This window comes from Herbaspirillum sp. NPDC101397 (genome assembly GCF_044767325.1).
In the GTDB taxonomy this organism is placed as follows: Bacteria; Pseudomonadota; Gammaproteobacteria; order Burkholderiales; family Burkholderiaceae_D; genus Herbaspirillum.
In genome coordinates this window covers 573058-589710 of record NZ_JBIWNS010000002.1, presented here as the reverse complement: position 1 = coordinate 589710, position 16653 = coordinate 573058, and the positions used below count along the sequence as shown (strand labels likewise).

Genomic DNA, 16653 nt, shown 5'->3' with positions numbered 1-16653 from the left:
GCCTGTTTACAGTCGTTAGTGGTTGGAAATGCAAAATGGTTTCAATTAAATGTAGTCAGGTAAAACAAGCGAAAGAAGAAGTTTTATTTAAAATTTTGTAGTAAAATTACATTTGTTAACGCTATCAGGAACCCAACATGTCTCTTAACGCTACCTTAGCCAGCGTCACGCGACGCATCGCCGAACGTAGTCGGCCTTATCGCACCGCCTATCTCGCCCGCCTCGACGCTGCGCGTCATGAGGGCGTGCAGCGCGGGGCGCTGTCATGTACCAACCTGGCGCACGGCTTTGCTGCTTTCCCCGCCAACGACAAGCTCAAGCTGAAGCAGGATCGGGCGCCTTCCGTGGCCATCGTTTCGTCGTACAACGACATGTTGTCGGCGCATCAACCTTTTGAACGTTATCCGCAAATCATTCGCGACGCGGTCCGTGAAGACGGCGGCGTGGCGCAGTTCGCCGGCGGCGTGCCGGCCATGTGCGACGGCATCACGCAAGGCCAGACCGGCATGGAGCTGTCGCTGTTCTCGCGCGACGCCATCGCCATGGGCACCGCGGTCGCGCTGTCGCACAACATGTTCGACGCGGCGCTGTATCTGGGCGTATGTGACAAGATCGTGCCGGGCCTGCTGATTGGCGCACTGCACTTCGGCCACATCCCGGCGGTATTTGTTCCCGCCGGTCCGATGACCAGCGGCATGACCAACAGCGAAAAGGTCAAGATCCGCCAGCTGTACACCGAAGGCAAGATCGGTCGCGCCGAATTGCTCGAGGCCGAATCGAAGTCGTACCACGACGCCGGCACCTGCACTTTCTACGGCACTGCCAACAGTAACCAGATGCTGATGGAAGCGATGGGCCTGCATCTGCCGGGCGCCGCCTTCATCACGCCGAATACGCCGATGCGCGACGCGCTGACTGCCGCCGCCGCCAAACAGGCGCTGAAGATCACCGCGCAGGGCCAGCAATACACGCCGGTCGGCCGCCTGGTCGACGAGAAGTCCATCGTCAACGCCATCGTCGCGCTGCTGGCGACGGGCGGCTCCACCAACCATACGCTGCACCTGGTCGCCATCGCCAAGGCGGCCGGCCTGGTGATCGACTGGGACGATTTCTCGAAGCTGTCCTCGGTCGTGCCGCTGGTCACGCGCATCTATCCGAACGGTACTGCCGACGTGAATCATTTCCACGCCGCCGGCGGCACCGGTTTCGTGTTGCGCGAGCTGATCGACGCCGGTCTGATGCATGACGACGTCATGACCATCCTCGGCCAGGGTCTGCGCGCCCACGCCACCGAGCCCTTGTTCGACGACGCCGGCAAGGTCACCTGGAAGGCGACGCCGAAAGACAGTGGCGACGACACCGTATTGCGTCCCGCGACCAACCCGTTTTCCGCAGACGGCGGCCTCAAGCTGTTGCAAGGCAATCTCGGCCGTTCGGTCATCAAGGTCTCGGCGGTCAAGCACGAACACCGCGCCGTGCAGGCGCCGGCCATCGTGTTCCATTCGCAGGAAGCCTTCATGAAGGCCTTCAAGGCCGGTGAACTCGACAAGGATTTCGTCGCCGTCCTGACGTTTCAAGGCCCGCGCGCCAACGGCATGCCGGAGCTGCATGCGCTGACGCCGGCGCTGGGCATCCTGCAGGACAAGGGGCGCCACGTGGCGCTGGTCACCGACGGCCGCATGTCGGGCGCGTCGGGCAAAGTGCCGGCGGCGATCCACGTGACGCCGGAAGTATTGGCCGGCGGACCGTTGGGTTTTGTGCGGACTGGCGATATGATTCGTCTGGACGCCGAAGCCGGCATCCTGGAAGCGCTGGTGTCGGAAACCGAATGGGCTGCACGCACCTCGGATACCGCCAACCTGGCAGGCAACCAGACCGGCATGGGCCGTGAATTGTTCAGTGTCTTCCGCGCCAACGTGAGCGCGGCAGAAGAGGGCGGTACCAGCTTTGGTCTGCCCCCAATCCTCGAAAATGAGAAAGTGACAGTATGAATATCCTGGAAATCATGCGTACTTCGGCGGTCATCCCGGTGATCGCCATCGACAAACTGGAACACGCCGTGCCGCTGGCCAAGGCGCTGGTGGCAGGCGGCATCCGCGTGCTGGAAGTAACCCTGCGCACCGAACACGGCCTGCCGGCGATCCGCGCCATCGCGGAACAAGTGCCGGAGGCCATCGTCGGCGTCGGCACCCTGACCAGCCCGGAAGAATTCGCCGCTTCGCGTGATGCCGGCGCCGTGTTCGGCGTCTCCCCCGGCCTGACGGCAGCGCTGATCGCCGCCGCCAAGTCCAGCGGCCTGCCTTTGCTGCCGGGTGTGATGACGCCGTCGGAAGTGATGGCCGCGCGCGAAGCCGGTTTCCGCCAGCTGAAGCTGTTCCCGGCGATGCAGGCGGGCGGCATCGGCATGCTCAACGCGATTGCCGGTCCGCTGGGCGACATCACGTTCTGCCCGACCGGCGGGATCTCGCAAGAGACCGCGTCGCAATTCCTGGCCCTGAAGAACGTGGCCTGCGTCGGCGGTTCCTGGCTGACGCCGAAGAACGCCATCGAAATCGGCGACTGGCACAAGATCACTGCACTGGCCAAGGCGGCCAGCGCATTGCGTCCGTAATCCTGATGTAATCCCGGTGGCGCCGTTGTGATAACACGGCGCCACAATGCACAACGCCCTTGCTGATTTCAGCAAGGGCGTTGTCGTTTGCAGCAGCGGATGTTCAGCAGACGTCAGGCCGGTGACACCGCCGCGCTCTTCTTTCGGTATGCGACCACCAGCAGCACGATGCCAAGAATAATCATTGGCACCGACAGCATCTGTCCTGCCGAAATCGTGATGCCGCCGAAGCTGACGTTGTAGTCCGGCGTGCGGAAGTATTCGGTGAAGAAGCGCGCGCAGCCGTACAGCAGCGAGAACATCCCGGCCACCGCCATGCGCGGACGCGGTTTGCGCGCGAACAACCACAGGATGATGAACAGCAGAATGCCGTCGACCAGCATCTGGTAAATCGGCGAAGGATGGCGCGGCAGGTTGTCGACGTTGGGCCAGATCATGGCCCACGGCAAGGACGCATCGGCGACGCGACCCGGCAGTTCGGCGTTGATGAAGTTGCCCAGGCGGCCGGCCGCATAGCCGAGCGGCACCATCGGCGCGATGAAGTCCATGATGTCCATCAGATGGCGTCCGCGCTTGCGACCCCAGATGTACATCGCGATCAGCACGCCGAGGAAGCCGCCGTGGAAGGACATGCCGCCTTTCCATACCGCGATGATGTCGGCCGGATTGGCGAAGTAGTAGCTGGGGTTGTAGAACAGGACTTCGCCGAGACGCCCGCCGATGACCACGCCCAGCACGCCGTAGAACAGCATGTCGTCGAGGTCTTCCTTCTTCCAGCCGACTGCGGCGATGTGCGGTTGCTTGATGCGCAGGCGGCCGAGCGCGATGAACTGGGCGAACGCCAGCAGGTACATCAGGCCGTACCAGTGCACCTGCAGCGGGCCGATGGAAAAGGCGATGGGGTCGGGCATCGGGTGGATCAGCATGGAAACTCTTTCAGAACAATTGGGGTGATGATGTCGGGACAGACCGGTCTATGCCGGCGGTGTCGCCACCATGTCAAGAAACGCGCGCAGCACCGGCGACGCACTGTCGCGCCGCCAGGCCAGTCCGGTTTCGATCAGCGGCGTCTTGCCGCTGAGCGGGCGGTAATCCACGCCGGGACGCTGCAGGTTAGACACGGATTGTGGCACAAGTGCCATGCCCATGCCAGCCGACACCAAGCCGACGATGGTCTGCATCTGGATGGCTTCCTGGCCGATATGCGGCGTCACGCCGGCGTCGCGGAAGCAGCTCAGGATGGTGTCGTGGAAGGCCGGCGAAATACGGCGCGGGAAAATGATCAGCGGCAGCTCGCGCAGGCTTTTGAGCGTCACGGCGTTCTTGCTGCGCACCACGCCGCTTGGCACGGCCGCCACCAGCGGTTCCGACAGCAGCGGCAGGTAATCGAGCGCGGCTTGGGATTTTTCCGGCAGCGGCGGTAACAGCAGGCCGGCGTCGATCTTGCCCTGCATCAGGTCTTCCAGCTGGATGTCGGTGGTGGCTTCGCGCAGGTCGATCTGCACCTGCGGATAGCGCGCGCGGAAGCGTTGCAGCAGCGGCGGCAGGATGCTGTAGTCGGCGGTCGAAATGAATGACAGCGACAGCAGTCCGGAAGCGCCGCTGGCTGCGCGCCGCGCCAGGTCGGGCAGGGCGTTCGCCTGTTGCAGGATGCGCTGCGCTTCGGGCAACAGCGCCAGTCCCGCAGGCGTCAACGCGACGCTGCGCTTGGTGCGCGCGAACAGAGGCGTACCCAGCATTTCCTCCAGCGCCTGTATGGTCTGGGACAGCGGCGGCTGGGTCATGTGCAATCGCACGGCGGCGCGGCCGAAGTGTTTTTCCTCGGCAACGGCGACGAAATAGCGCAGTTGGCGCAGCTCCAGGCGGGATTCGGTGTTCATGCGGTTGGTAATATCTAATTCATATTTATCGGCAATGAATCATATATTTGACAGCGGGCATTGCGCAAGGCAATCTAAGCGGCAGCCAGAACCGCGTCCGCGCCATCATCGAACAATCGAACAATCGGACAGGTTCGCGCCAGTTTGGCTTCTGGTGTGGACCGCAAGGGTTCCGTCGGCAATTCGTATCAACCAGGAGACCAGCATGTCATTCAACCGCCGCTCAAAGAACATTACGCAAGGCGTTTCGCGTAGCCCCAATCGCTCGATGTATTACGCCCTCGGCTACGAAAAGGAAGACTTCGACAAGCCGATGATCGGCATCGCCAACGGCCATTCCACCATCACGCCGTGCAATTCGGGCCTGCAGAAGCTGGCCGACGTTGCGATTTCCGCGATCAAGCAGGCCGGCGCCAATCCGCAGGTGTTCGGCACGCCGACCATTTCCGACGGCATGTCGATGGGCACGGAAGGCATGAAGTATTCGCTGATTTCGCGCGAAGTCATCGCCGACTGCATCGAGACCGCCGTCAACGGCCAGTGGATGGACGGCGTCGTCGTCATCGGCGGCTGCGACAAGAACATGCCGGGCGGCATGATCGCGCTGGCGCGCACCAACGTGCCGGGCATCTATGTCTACGGCGGCACCATCAAGCCGGGCAACTGGAAGGGCAAGGACCTGACCATCGTCTCGGCTTTCGAAGCCGTCGGTGAGTTTTCCGCCGGCCGCATGTCGCAGGAAGACTTCGACGGCATCGAGCGCAACGCCTGTCCGTCGTCCGGCTCCTGCGGCGGCATGTACACCGCCAATACCATGTCGTCGGCGTTCGAAGCGCTGGGCATGGGCCTGTTCTATTCCTCGACCATGGCCAACCCCGACGACGAAAAGACCGGCTCCGCCGCCGAGTCGGCGCGCGTGCTGGTCGAAGCCGTCAAGAAGGACATCAAGCCGCGCGACATCATCACGCGCAAGTCGATCGAGAACGCCGTCAGCCTGATCATGGCCACCGGCGGCTCGACCAACGCGGTGCTGCATTTCCTGGCCATCGCCCACGCAGCGGAAGTCGAATGGACCATCGACGACTTCGAGCGCGTGCGCCAGAAAGTCCCGGTCATCTGCGACCTCAAGCCGTCCGGCAAATACGTCGCCACCGACCTGCACAAGGCCGGCGGCATCCCGGCCGTGCTGAAGGTGCTGCACGAAGCCGGCATGCTGCACGGCGACTGCCTGACCATCACCGGCAAGACCCTGGCCGAAGAACTGGAAAACATCCCTGCGCTGCGCGCCGACCAGGACGTCATCCGTCCGATCGACAAAGCGCTGTACAAGCAAGGCCACCTGGCCATCCTCAAGGGCAACCTGGCGCCGGAAGGCTGCGTGGCCAAGATCACCGGCCTCAAGAACCCGGTCATCACCGGCCCCGCGCGCGTGTTCGATGATGAGTACAGCGCCATGGACGCCATCCTGGCCGACAAGATCAAGCCCGGCGACGTGCTGGTGATGCGCTACCTCGGACCGAAGGGCGGCCCCGGCATGCCGGAAATGCTGGCACCGACTTCCGCGCTGATCGGCAAGGGTCTGGGCGAATCGGTCGGCCTGATCACCGACGGCCGTTTCTCCGGCGGCACCTGGGGCATGGTGGTCGGTCACGTCGCGCCGGAAGCATTCGTCGGCGGCGTCATCGGCCTGGTGGAAGAGGGCGACTCGGTCACCATCGATGCGCGCCAGCTGCTGATCCAGCTCAACGTCGACGACGCCGAAATCGAACGCCGCCGCAGCCACTGGAAGCAGCCGGCGCCGCGTTATACGCGCGGCGTACTGGCCAAATATGCGACCTTGGCGTCGACTGCCAGCAAGGGCGCCGTCACGGGGTGATGGCGTTCTTCTGACGTAGACCGCAAGCAATTAAAAAAGCCGGAACGATCCGGCTTTTTTAACGCGTCCTTCATAGGTAAATGCATCTCGTTTTTATCTGTTTGATGCGCATCAAAAAACATGATGTTTATATGCGCTCGCGCATACAGTTGCCATTCCAATCGGTTGTAGAATACGCAGAACTTCTTGGAGGGTAATAATGAAAAAGCTTCTATTCATCGCATCAGCTGTGCTGGCATTTGGTGTCTCCGCCCAGGCTTCCGCCAATGCCGACCTGGCCAAGGCAAAGAACTGCATGGCCTGTCATTCGATCCAGACCAAGATCGTCGGTCCGGCCTTCAAGGACGTGGCGAAGAAGTACGCCGGTCAGAAGGATGCCGAAGACAAGCTGACGCAAAAAGTGCTCAAGGGCGGTTCCGGCGTGTGGGGTGCAATCCCGATGCCGGCCAACGCGCAAGTGTCGGAAGCTGAAGCGCGCACGCTGGTGAAATGGGTGCTGAGCCTGAAGTAAACACTGAAGCAAGCCGTATCGAAAGCGTCCGCGAGGGCGCTTTTTTATTGCCCGCTGCCATTGACGGCAAATCGTTCAGGCAACAAAAAAACGCGCCTGACTTTCATCAGGCGCGTTCTTCATGCAGGAGCTACAGAAGCGGAAGCTTACTTGACCACAGCCAGCAGGGTGCGTTCACCCTTCTTGTATGTGTACAGCGTCAGCGAGCCGTTCTTGATGTCGCCCTTGGCGTCGAAGGCGATAGTGCCTGTCACGCCCTTGTGGCTGATCTTTGCCAGTTCAGGCAGGTACTTGGCCGGATCAGCCGAGTTTGCCTTCTTCATCGCGTCGGCGACAGTCAGGGTTGCATCGTAAGCGTAGGCAGCGTTGTAGACCACGTCGATGCCGAACTTCTTCTTGTAAGCTGCGCGGAAGTCGTCCATGCCCTTCTTGCCGGACTCATCCACACCGCCTGCTTCAGCGCAGACGACCTGGTCGTCGATCAGGCCATCGCCGGCCAGACCTGGCAGGGAACCGGTACAGATACCGTCACCACCCATGAACTTGGCAGTGATGCCCAGTTGCTTCATCTGACGCAGCATCGGGCCGCCGACAGCGTCCATGCCGCCGAAGAACACGACTTCAGGCTTCTTGGCCTTGATCGAAGTCAGGATCGCATTGAAGTCGGTCGCCTTGTCGTTGGTGAATTGCTTGCCGACGATAGTTGCGCCCGCGCCTTGTGCACCCTTGGCGAATTCTTCAGCAACGCCTTGACCGTACGCAGTACGGTCATCGATGACCGCGACGTTCTTGGTCTTCAGTGCGGTGACGGCGTATTTACCCAGCACGGCGCCCAGTTGCGCATCGTTGGCGACTACGCGGAAGGCAGTCTTGAAGCCTTGTTGCGTGTACTTGGGATTGGTAGCCGATGGCGACACTTGCGGGATGCCTGCGTCGTTGTAGATCTTCGAAGCCGGGATGGTGGTGCCGGAATTCAAGTGACCGATAACTGCGGCGACCTTCTGGTCGACCAGCTTGGTAGCGACGGCAGTCGCTTGCTTCGGATCCGATGCGTCGTCTTCACCGACCAGTTCGAATTTGACTTTCTTGCCGCCGATGGTGAAACCCTTGGCGTTCAGTTCGTCAATCGCCATGCGGGCGCCGTTTTCATTGTCCTTGCCCATGTGGGCGTTCGGGCCGGAGAGTGGACCGACGTGAGCGATCTTGATGACTTCCTGTGAATAAGCTGCGCCGGCAAAAGCGAGTGCAATGGCGCCGGTCAATGGAATAATTGTGCTCTTGAGTTTCATAAATTCCCTCTGTAGATTGAAATAAACTACGCTTGCTCAGGACTGCTGAAAATCTCTTCCGGCTCGCATCCTTCGATGTCTTCCTCCGAAGCGGCCGATGTTCCTGATTTTGCAACAGCCTCTTTTTTGCTTATTCAGAGACGTTTCGCAGATACAAAACACCCTGTACTATTCAACGTCGGTTTCCGAATAATGCAGACGGTACAACATAAGAAACGGCTTGCAAAGGTTTTTTGAGTGCCGAATTGAAAAAAATTGAACTTTCGTTTTTATGCCTAAATACCATACGCTTGACAAGGTTGATCGCAAGCTCCTGAACCTGCTGCAAAAGGACAATCAGATTCCGACTCGTATCTTGGCGGAGAAATTGCATATATCGCAACCGACCTGCCTGCGGCGCATCCGCGAGCTGCGCGAAGCCGGCATCATCAACGCCGAAGTGGCGATGGTGGATCCGTTTGCGCTGGGCTACGGCATGCTGGCTTTCCTTGAGATTTCGCTCAATAACCAGTCCGACGAGCATATGCAGGAGTTCGAGCAGCGCATGGCCAAGGAGGCCGAAGTGATGCAGTGCTACTTCGTGTCGGGCGAATATGACTATTTTCTGGCGGTGCATGTGATCGATATGGACGCGTACTATCAGTTCGTGCGCCGCGTCATTTCCGGTTCCGGAAATGTACGCCACTTCCAGTCGCGTTTCCCGATGAAGCGAGCCAAGTTCGCCACACGGATCGCGTTTGACGAAAAAGCTGCCGAAATTCAGGTGCGTGTGCCGGAGTAGGGCGCAGCAGCAAAGCCAACTTCTTAGCACTTTCTGTGCCTGCGCCGTTTTTATGCGGCGCTCCCTCGGCAGGAAATGCGCCGACCCGCGCCGATATTGACTGCCCGCATCTCGATAAAATTTGCAGAGCGCTCCTCGTCTGTGCTAACTTTGCGCCTGCCAGCGACGATACGGTGCAGCAACTTTGTTCGGTGCACCAAATCCAATCGTCGCATTCACTATCGACTGCAGCTAGTCTGACTAAGTCGAACAAGCCGAAACAAACTGCAGCTCCGTTGTCACCGGCGAACCATATCCGCGAACCCGGTCGGGATTCAGCCTTGCGCTGGCCCGGTCAAGGCGCAAATCCAATTGAGTCATCGACGCTTCGACGCATTGCCGCACAGACGGCAAGCAGGGTGCGTCCAATCCGAAAACTGGCCAGGCATCTGCTAAAAGCCAGCCGCACATCATCCACCATGCCGCCTGGCGGCAGACCTGAAGGGGAATCGTACGCATGCATGCTGTTGAACTGTTTATCCAGGACCTTGCCGTGATCATGCTGATCGCCGGTGTCGTCACCGTCGTGTTCAACCGTTTCAAGCAGCCGGTGGTGCTCGGCTATATCGTGGCCGGCGTCATCATCGGCCCCCACACGCCGCCGTTCAACCTGATCCAGGACGACAAGACCGTCCACATCCTGTCCGAGCTCGGCGTGATCTTCCTGCTGTTTTCGCTGGGCCTGGAATTCAGCCTCAAGAAGCTGGCCAAGGTCGGCGCCACTGCGGTCGTGGCCGCCGTCGCCGAGATCATGCTGATGATCTGGATCGGCTACGAGATCGGCATCTATTTCGGCTGGAAGACCATGGACGCCGTCTTCCTCGGCGCCATGCTGGCGGTGTCGTCAACCACCATCATCGTCAAGGCGCTCAACGAGCTGGGCATGAAGAATGAGAAGTTCGCCCAGATCATCTTCGGCATCCTGATCGTCGAAGACATCCTCGCCATCGGCATGATCGCGTTGCTGTCGGGCATCGCCACCAGCGGCTCGGTCGATTCCGGCGAAGTCGTCAACACGGTGGGCAAGCTGCTGCTGTTCATGGTGGTGTCGCTGGTGGTCGGCATCCTGATCGTGCCGCGCCTGCTCAACTACGTCGCCCGCTTCAAGAGCAACGAGATGCTGCTGGTGACGGTGCTGGGCATCCTGTTCGGTTTCTGCCTGCTGGTCATGAAGCTGGAATACAGCGTCGCGCTCGGCGCCTTCCTGGTCGGCGCGGTAATGGCCGAATCGCGCCAGATCCATCGCATCGAACGCATCATCGAATCGATCCGCGACATGTTCAGCGCCATCTTCTTCGTCGCCATTGGTCTGCTGTTCGATCCCAACGTACTGGCCAAATACTGGCTGCCGATCACGGTCATCACCTTCGCGGTGGTGTTCGGCAAACTGTTCAGCTGCGGCATCGGCACGTTCCTGGCCGGCCATGGCGGCCGCACGCCGATGCGCGTGGGCATGGGCCTGGCGCAGATCGGCGAGTTCTCCTTCATCATCGCCGCGCTCGGCGTCAGCCTCAAGGTCACCAGCGATTTCCTGTACCCGATCGTGGTGGCGGTGTCGGCCGTGACCGCGCTGCTCACGCCTTACCTGATCAAGGCCGCCGATCCGCTGTCGGCCAAGGCGGTGGAGCTGGTGCCGAAAAAGATTTCCGGCATCTTCGGCATGTACGCCAGCTGGCTGGAAAGCCTGCAGCCGCAAGGCGAGAAGGCCGAGATCAGCAAGATCATCCGGCGCATCCTGGTGCAGGTGCTGGTCAACATCGCGCTGGTGGTGGCGATCTTCCTGTGCGGCGCCTTCTTCGTGGACGGCATCGGCGGCTGGCTGTCGACCTGGATCGGCGACGGGCAAGTACGCAAGGCCGTGATCTGGGGCGGCGCTCTGGTATTATCGCTGCCGTTCCTGATTGCGACTTATCGCAAGCTGCAGGCGTTGGCCATGCTGCTGGCCGAGGTCGGGGTCAAGCCGGAATTTGCCGGAGCCTACACAACCGGTGTGCGCCGCGTGATTTCCGAAGTGATACCGGTGATGTCGATTCTCGGTATCATGTTGCTGATCTTTGTCCTGAGCGCCAGCATCTTGCCGCCGCTCAACCTGCTGGCCTTCGTGCTGTTGGGCGTGGCCGGGCTGCTGTGGTTGTTGTGGAGCAAGCTGGTCAAGCTGCATTCGCGCCTGCAGATCGCGCTGTTCGAAACGCTGGACGAGAAGCCTGAAGATTCCCACTAATTGTTTTAACCATTCATTGCCCATTGTCATGACTCAAGACGAACTCAAACAAGCGGTAGCCCGCGCCGCCATCGACTACGTGGTCGACGGCGAAATCATCGGCGTCGGCACCGGCTCGACCGCCAACTTCTTCATCGATGAGCTGGCCAGGATCAAGGACCGCATCAAGGGCGCCGTGGCGTCCTCGGAAGCTACCGCCGAGCGCCTGCGCGGCCACGGCATCAAGGTATTCGACCTCAACGACGTCGAAACCATGCCGGTCTACATCGATGGCGCCGACGAGATCGATGCCAAGGGCGCGATGATCAAGGGCGGCGGTGCGGCATTGACGCGCGAGAAGATCGTAGCCTCCGTTGCGCAGAAGTTCGTCTGCATCGCCGACGGCTCCAAGCTGGTCGACGTGCTGGGCAAGTTCCCGCTGCCGGTGGAAGTGATCCCGATGGCGAGCAGCGTGGCCGCGCGCAAATTGTCCGCGCTCGGTTGCGAGGCGAAGCTGCGCCTGAAGGACGGCAAGCCGCTGGTGACCGACAACGGCTGCTACATCCTCGACGCGGTGGGACTGAGCATCACCGAGCCGGCTGAGATTGAAGCCGCGATCAACAACATTGTCGGCGTCGTGACGGTGGGCTTGTTCGCGCGTCAAGGCGCCGATGTTTGCCTGCTGGGTACGCCGGATGGGGTGAAGAAACTGGAGTTCTGATCAGCCTTTGATTGGAACGCCCAAAGAAAAAGCCGCCCTCATCGGGCGGCTTTTTCTTTGGGCGTCGTTACGTGCTCAAGGCTAGGGCTATTTCGCCTTCCCCTCATCCCGCGCAATCGCCACGCTCATGTTCGCCGGCACTATCCTCTTGCGCAGCGTGCTGTTGAGCTGGTCCAGCGTCAGTGCCGCGATGCGCTCATCCAGTTGCGCCGCCCAGGCATAGGTGCGATCGAGGTCGAGCAGGTTGACCCAGCCGTTGCTGATGGTGTCGTCCTGCGCGCGCGACTGTTCGCGTTGCTGGCGGATGCCGGATTTGGCGCGTTCCAGTTCTTCCGCTGTGAAGCCTTCGGTGATCAGGCGCTGTAATTCCTCGCGGATGGCGGCGTCGACCTTGCCGAGGTTTTGGGGAGCGGCGATGGCGCCGATGCCGAACTGGCCGGCGTTGCTGAGCGCGCCGACCGACAGCGAGGTGCCGATACTGTACGACAGGCCTTCACGCTGGCGCACGCGGTCGGCCAGGCGCGACTTCATGCTGGCGCCGCCGATCAGGTAATTCGCTACCACTAGCGCCGGATAGTCGGCGTCCTCGTCGCGGATATCCAGACCGAGCTTGGCCAGGTAAGTGCCGTTTTCCTTGTCCGGCGTGTTGATGAACTGGCGCGTCGGGGCGACCTCGGAATAATCTTGCAGCACGCGTTGATAAGGCGTGGCGCTCTTCCAGCCGGCCAGGCTTTGCTGGATCACGCGTGCGGCTGCATCGGGGTCGAAGTCGCCGACGATGGCGATCTGTCCGGAGGAGGCGCCGTAGAAATCGCGATGGAAGGCCTTCACGTCATCCAGCGTCAAGGCTTGTACCGCCGCGATACGCTGGTCCAGCGTGCGCGCCGCGCGCCAGTCGCCGGCGGGGTAGTGGTCGAAGTGCAGCGACAAGGCTTCTGAGGCGCGCTCGGTCGGATCATTGCGCGAGGACTCCAGGCTGACGAGAATCTGCTTGCGCAATTGCTCGAACTCGGCCGGATCGAAACGCGGATGTTGCAGGATGTCGGCCATCAGCTTCAACGCGGCATCGAGATTGTCGCGCGTGGTCTGGAAATTGTTCACACCGCCGGCGATCTTCAGGCGCGCAAATTCATCCGCCAGTTGTTCGCGCGTCATCGACATGCTGCCGCGCGACAGCATCTCGCCGGTCATGGCGGCGATGGTCTTCTTGCCGAACAAGGTTTTTTCATCGCCCCAGTCCAGTTTGATGCGCACCGACACGGTCTGGCCGCGCGTCTTTTTGGGCAGCAACGCCAGCTTGAGTCCGCCCACGTGCAATTGCGTAGTACGCAGGTCCAGGTTGGCGGGTGAGGTATCGAAGGCTTCGCCGGTCGCGATCGCGGCGCGCGGGCGATACGATTGCAGTGCGCTTTCCACGCTCGGTGCGACCGGGATTTCACTGCGCTGCGGCTGGTCTTCAGGAATGAACAGCCCCACCGTGCGGTTGTCGCGGCGGAAGTATTGTGCGGCGGCGTCGGCGACTTGCTGTGCGCTCATCGCGTCGACCTGGTCGCGTCCGGCGAACAGCAGACGCCAGTCGCCCAGCGCCAGCACGTTCGACAGCGAAATGCCGATGCGCTGATGGTCGCTCAGCAGGCGTTCATAGCCGTTGGCGTTGGACACGCGCACGCGCGCCATTTCGGCGTCGGTCGGCGGTGTGGTGGCGAAAGATTCGATAGCGTCGGTCAGCGCTTTGCGCACCGGCTCCAGCGGCTCGCCCTTCTTGACGACCGCGCCGATGATCTGCAGTCCGGGTGCATAACCGCTCAACTGGAATTGCACGATCGCGCTGGCCTTGCCGGTTTCCACCAGCAGCTTGTGCAGACGGCCGTTGGGCGTGTCGGCCAGGATGTCGGCGGCTACGCCGGCGGCGTCGGAGTCGATATGGATGCCGGATGGTATCTTGTAGCCGACATAGACCAGCTGCACGTCGCCGCTGCGGCGGATGGTGAACTGGCGCTCGCCGTCCTGGGTCGGTTCCACCGTCCAGAACGTCGGCAGCGCGCGCGCCGGTTTCGGCATCTTGCCGAAGCTGCGGTCGACCCATGCCAGCACCTTGGCCGGATCGAACTTGCCGGCCACCAGCAGCACCGCATTGTCGGGCTGGTAGTAGGTGCGATAGAAGGCCTGCAGGTTCTCGATCTTCACGTGCTCGATGTCGCTGCGGTTGCCGATGGTCGAGTTGCCGTAGTTGTGCCAGTCGAAGGCGACGCTTTGCATGCGCTTGACCATGACCGAGCTTGGTGAGTTTTCACCACTTTCGAACTCGTTGCGCACCACCGTCATTTCGCTGTCGAGATCCTTCTGGGCGATGAAGGAGTTGAGCATGCGGTCGGCTTCCATGGCGATGGCCCATTGCAGGTTCTCATCGCCGGCCGGGAAGAATTCGTAATAGTTGGTGCGGTCCAGCGAGGTGGTGCCGTTGAAGCTCATGCCGCGCTTGCTGAACTCTTGCGGAATCGCGCCGTGCTGCGGCGTGCCCTTGAACATCAAATGCTCCAGCAGATGCGCCATGCCGGTTTCGCCGTAGTTCTCCTGGCGCGAGCCGACCAGGTAGGTCATGTTGACGGTCACGGTCGGCTTGCTGGCGTCCGGCATCAGCAGTAGCTTGAAGCCGTTGCTGAAGCGGTATTCGGTGATGCCTTCGGCGGAAGGGCCCTGGCTGACGCCGGAGGGTAAGGACAGCGCAGGCAGCGTCTGGCCCAGCGCATTGGCGCCGCCGACGGTCAGGAACAAGGGGAGCAGACAGCGGGCCAGTGAAGAGGGGCGGAGCAGGGGCATGGTTTCCTGATGGGTAATCGAAGGGACGGCGTGACGGCTATTCTACGGAATGCAGGACAAAGCCGTTGAGACCGGAATAAGACCGGGCTGGCGCGGGAAATATCCGCAGCGGAAAATAAAGCAGGGGGGCCAGGCAGGAAGGAGAGAGACGGTTCAGGCGGCGTGATGCACCTGAACCGCGGCAGTACGATTCAGCGTGCAGCTCAGTCGCCCGGTGGCGGGACGTAACCTTGCGCGGCGTCGGCGCCTTCGCCGAAGAAATGCTTTTCCATTTGCACGGCCAGGTATTTGCGCGCGCGCGCATCGGCCAACATCAGGCGGTTTTCATTGACCAGCATGGTCTGGTGCTTGAGCCAGCCGGCCCAGGCTTCCTTCGAAACGCTTTCGTAAATGCGCTTGCCCAGCTCGCCCGGGTACGGCGGGAAGTCGAGGCCTTCGGCTTCCTTGTTCAGTTTGATGCAGTGGATGGTGCGTGCCATGTTGATTCCTTGGTTAAAACATTGATGACGTATTCAGGGAAGACATGAGACCGGCTTTGGGAGGTCAGCGGTTGAGCGCATTGGCAATGCGATCTCACGTCCTGATTCTTGCATTATAAGTTTTTGATCAGCACCAGTGACTTGCGTTGCCAGTTGTACATGTGCTGGCGGTCTTTCGGCAGGTCGTCCACGGTGGCCGGCACGAAGCCGCGCCGCAGGAACCAGTGCGAAGTGCGCGTGGTCAGCACGAACAGCTTGGTCAGGCCCGACTCGCGCGCGCGCGTTTCGATGTGCTTGAGGATACGCTCGCCGTCGCCCTGCGCCTGGACTTCCGGATTGACGGTCAGGCAGGCCATTTCACCCATTCTTTCCTTGGGGAAAGGATACAGCGCAGCGCAGCCGAAGATCACGTTGTCATGCTCGATCACCGAGAAGTAATGGATCTCGCGCTCGATCAGTTCGCGGCCGCGCTTGACCAGCGTGCCGTCGGCTTCCAGCGGCTCGATCAGCTTGATGATGCCGCCGACGTCTTCAATGGTGGCTTCGCGCAGGCTTTCCAGGTTCTCGTACGTGATCATGGTGCCGATGCCGTCATGCGTGAACAGCTCCAGCAGCACCGAGCCGTCGGTGGCGAACGGCACGATGTGGGCGCGCGAGACGCCCGCGTTACAGGCCTTGACCGCGCTCTTCAGATAGAAGGCGGCGTCGGGCGGCAGGAAATTGGCCTGCAGCACGGCTTCGGCCTGGTGTGACGACAGCTCGCGGATATCGGTGCCGCCGGCGTCGTGCATGAGCGGTGTTTCGCTCAGGAAAATCAGCTTCTCGGCGCGCAGCGCGATGGCGGCAGTCACCGCCACGTCTTCCATCGCCAGGTTGAAGGCTTCGCCGGTTGGTGAGAAGCCCAGCGGCGACAGCAGCACGATGCCGCCGGCATTGAGGATGGGATGGATGGTGTCGGCCGCGACTTTACGCACGATGCCGGTCAGCTGCAGGTCGGCGCCGTCGATCACGCCCATCGGGCGCGCGGTGACGAAATTGCCGGAGATGACGCGGATCGCGGCATGCGCCATCGGTGTGTTGGGCAAGCCCTGGCTGAACGCCGCTTCGATGTCCAGGCGCAACTCGCCGGCGGCTTCCTTGGCGCATTCCAGCGCGGCTGGGTCGGTGATGCGCAGGCCGTTGTGGAAACGCGCCTCGACGTTACGCAGCGCCAGTTGCTCTTCGACCTGCGGGCGCGAGCCGTGCACCACGACAATACGGATGCCGAGCGCATGCAACAGCGACAGATCCTGGGCCAGCACGGCCAGCCCGCCGGCCGTGACCAGCTCGCCCGGGAAGGCGATCACGAAGGTCTTGCCGCGGAAGGCGTGAACGTAAGGCGCTACGGAGCGCAGCCAGGCCACGAAGCTGGCGAAATCGGTGTCATTTTCCATGTTGCGCATTATA

At 61.3% G+C, this 16653-nt stretch carries 13 protein-coding genes; 7 read left to right on the top strand and 6 right to left on the bottom strand.

What is annotated here, in order from left to right; translation table 11 throughout:
- Positions 1-137 precede the first annotated feature (137 nt).
- The gene (edd, locus tag ACIROW_RS07425) at positions 138-1991 is read left to right on the top strand and encodes a phosphogluconate dehydratase (RefSeq protein ID WP_402273618.1); all 1854 of its coding nucleotides are present in this window, start codon (positions 138-140) and stop codon (positions 1989-1991) included.
- Complete coding sequence (locus tag ACIROW_RS07420; RefSeq protein WP_402273616.1) at positions 1988-2611, top strand: bifunctional 4-hydroxy-2-oxoglutarate aldolase/2-dehydro-3-deoxy-phosphogluconate aldolase; 624 nt, start codon at positions 1988-1990, stop codon at positions 2609-2611. The genes edd and ACIROW_RS07420 overlap by 4 nt, the downstream gene beginning before the upstream one ends.
- 113 nt (positions 2612-2724) lie before the next feature.
- Here the strand turns inward: ACIROW_RS07420 and lgt are convergent, their stop codons facing one another.
- Together lgt and ACIROW_RS07410 are read right to left on the bottom strand one after the other, a co-directional pair.
- A complete protein-coding gene (lgt, locus tag ACIROW_RS07415; RefSeq protein ID WP_402273614.1) occupies positions 2725-3537 on the bottom strand; it encodes a prolipoprotein diacylglyceryl transferase in 813 nt (270 codons plus the stop codon).
- 48 nt (positions 3538-3585) lie between these two features.
- Positions 3586-4491 carry a LysR substrate-binding domain-containing protein gene (locus tag ACIROW_RS07410; RefSeq protein WP_402273611.1) on the bottom strand — a complete coding sequence of 302 codons (906 nt, stop codon included), beginning with the start codon at positions 4489-4491 and terminating at the stop codon, positions 3586-3588.
- A gap of 205 nt (positions 4492-4696) precedes the next feature.
- Between ACIROW_RS07410 and ilvD the strand changes: the two genes are divergently transcribed.
- Together ilvD and ACIROW_RS07400 are read left to right on the top strand one after the other, a co-directional pair.
- Positions 4697-6367 (top strand): dihydroxy-acid dehydratase, encoded by a 1671-nt coding sequence (gene ilvD / locus ACIROW_RS07405; RefSeq protein WP_402273609.1) that lies wholly within the window; start codon positions 4697-4699, stop codon positions 6365-6367.
- Between the two features lie 199 nt (positions 6368-6566).
- Positions 6567-6878 (top strand): c-type cytochrome, encoded by a 312-nt coding sequence (locus tag ACIROW_RS07400; protein WP_116433745.1) that lies wholly within the window; start codon positions 6567-6569, stop codon positions 6876-6878.
- A 146-nt stretch (positions 6879-7024) separates the two neighbouring features.
- Here ACIROW_RS07400 and ACIROW_RS07395 read toward each other — a convergent pair whose 3' ends face one another.
- Positions 7025-8167, bottom strand: coding sequence for a branched-chain amino acid ABC transporter substrate-binding protein (locus ACIROW_RS07395; RefSeq protein ID WP_402273606.1), 1143 nt, complete (start codon positions 8165-8167; stop codon positions 7025-7027).
- A gap of 271 nt (positions 8168-8438) precedes the next feature.
- Between ACIROW_RS07395 and ACIROW_RS07390 the strand changes: the two genes are divergently transcribed.
- The 3 genes from ACIROW_RS07390 (at position 8439) to rpiA (ending at position 11908) form a co-directional block, all read left to right on the top strand.
- Positions 8439-8948 (top strand): Lrp/AsnC family transcriptional regulator, encoded by a 510-nt coding sequence (locus ACIROW_RS07390; protein WP_016833047.1) that lies wholly within the window; start codon positions 8439-8441, stop codon positions 8946-8948.
- A 496-nt stretch (positions 8949-9444) separates the two neighbouring features.
- Entirely contained in the window at positions 9445-11208 is a 1764-nt protein-coding gene (locus ACIROW_RS07385) for a cation:proton antiporter (RefSeq protein WP_402273602.1), read from the top strand.
- Between the two features lie 28 nt (positions 11209-11236).
- Positions 11237-11908 (top strand): ribose-5-phosphate isomerase RpiA, encoded by a 672-nt coding sequence (gene rpiA, locus ACIROW_RS07380; protein WP_402273600.1) that lies wholly within the window; start codon positions 11237-11239, stop codon positions 11906-11908.
- 87 nt (positions 11909-11995) lie between these two features.
- Here rpiA and ACIROW_RS07375 read toward each other — a convergent pair whose 3' ends face one another.
- The 3 genes from ACIROW_RS07375 to argA all read right to left on the bottom strand — a co-directional run bounded on the left by ACIROW_RS07375 (position 11996) and on the right by argA (position 16649).
- Complete coding sequence (locus tag ACIROW_RS07375; protein WP_402273598.1) at positions 11996-14728, bottom strand: M16 family metallopeptidase; 2733 nt, start codon at positions 14726-14728, stop codon at positions 11996-11998.
- A 203-nt stretch (positions 14729-14931) separates the two neighbouring features.
- Entirely contained in the window at positions 14932-15207 is a 276-nt protein-coding gene (locus tag ACIROW_RS07370) for an oxidative damage protection protein (protein ID WP_116433740.1), read from the bottom strand.
- 113 nt (positions 15208-15320) lie between these two features.
- A complete protein-coding gene (gene argA / locus ACIROW_RS07365; protein WP_402273595.1) occupies positions 15321-16649 on the bottom strand; it encodes an amino-acid N-acetyltransferase in 1329 nt (442 codons plus the stop codon).
- Positions 16650-16653 lie beyond the last annotated feature (4 nt).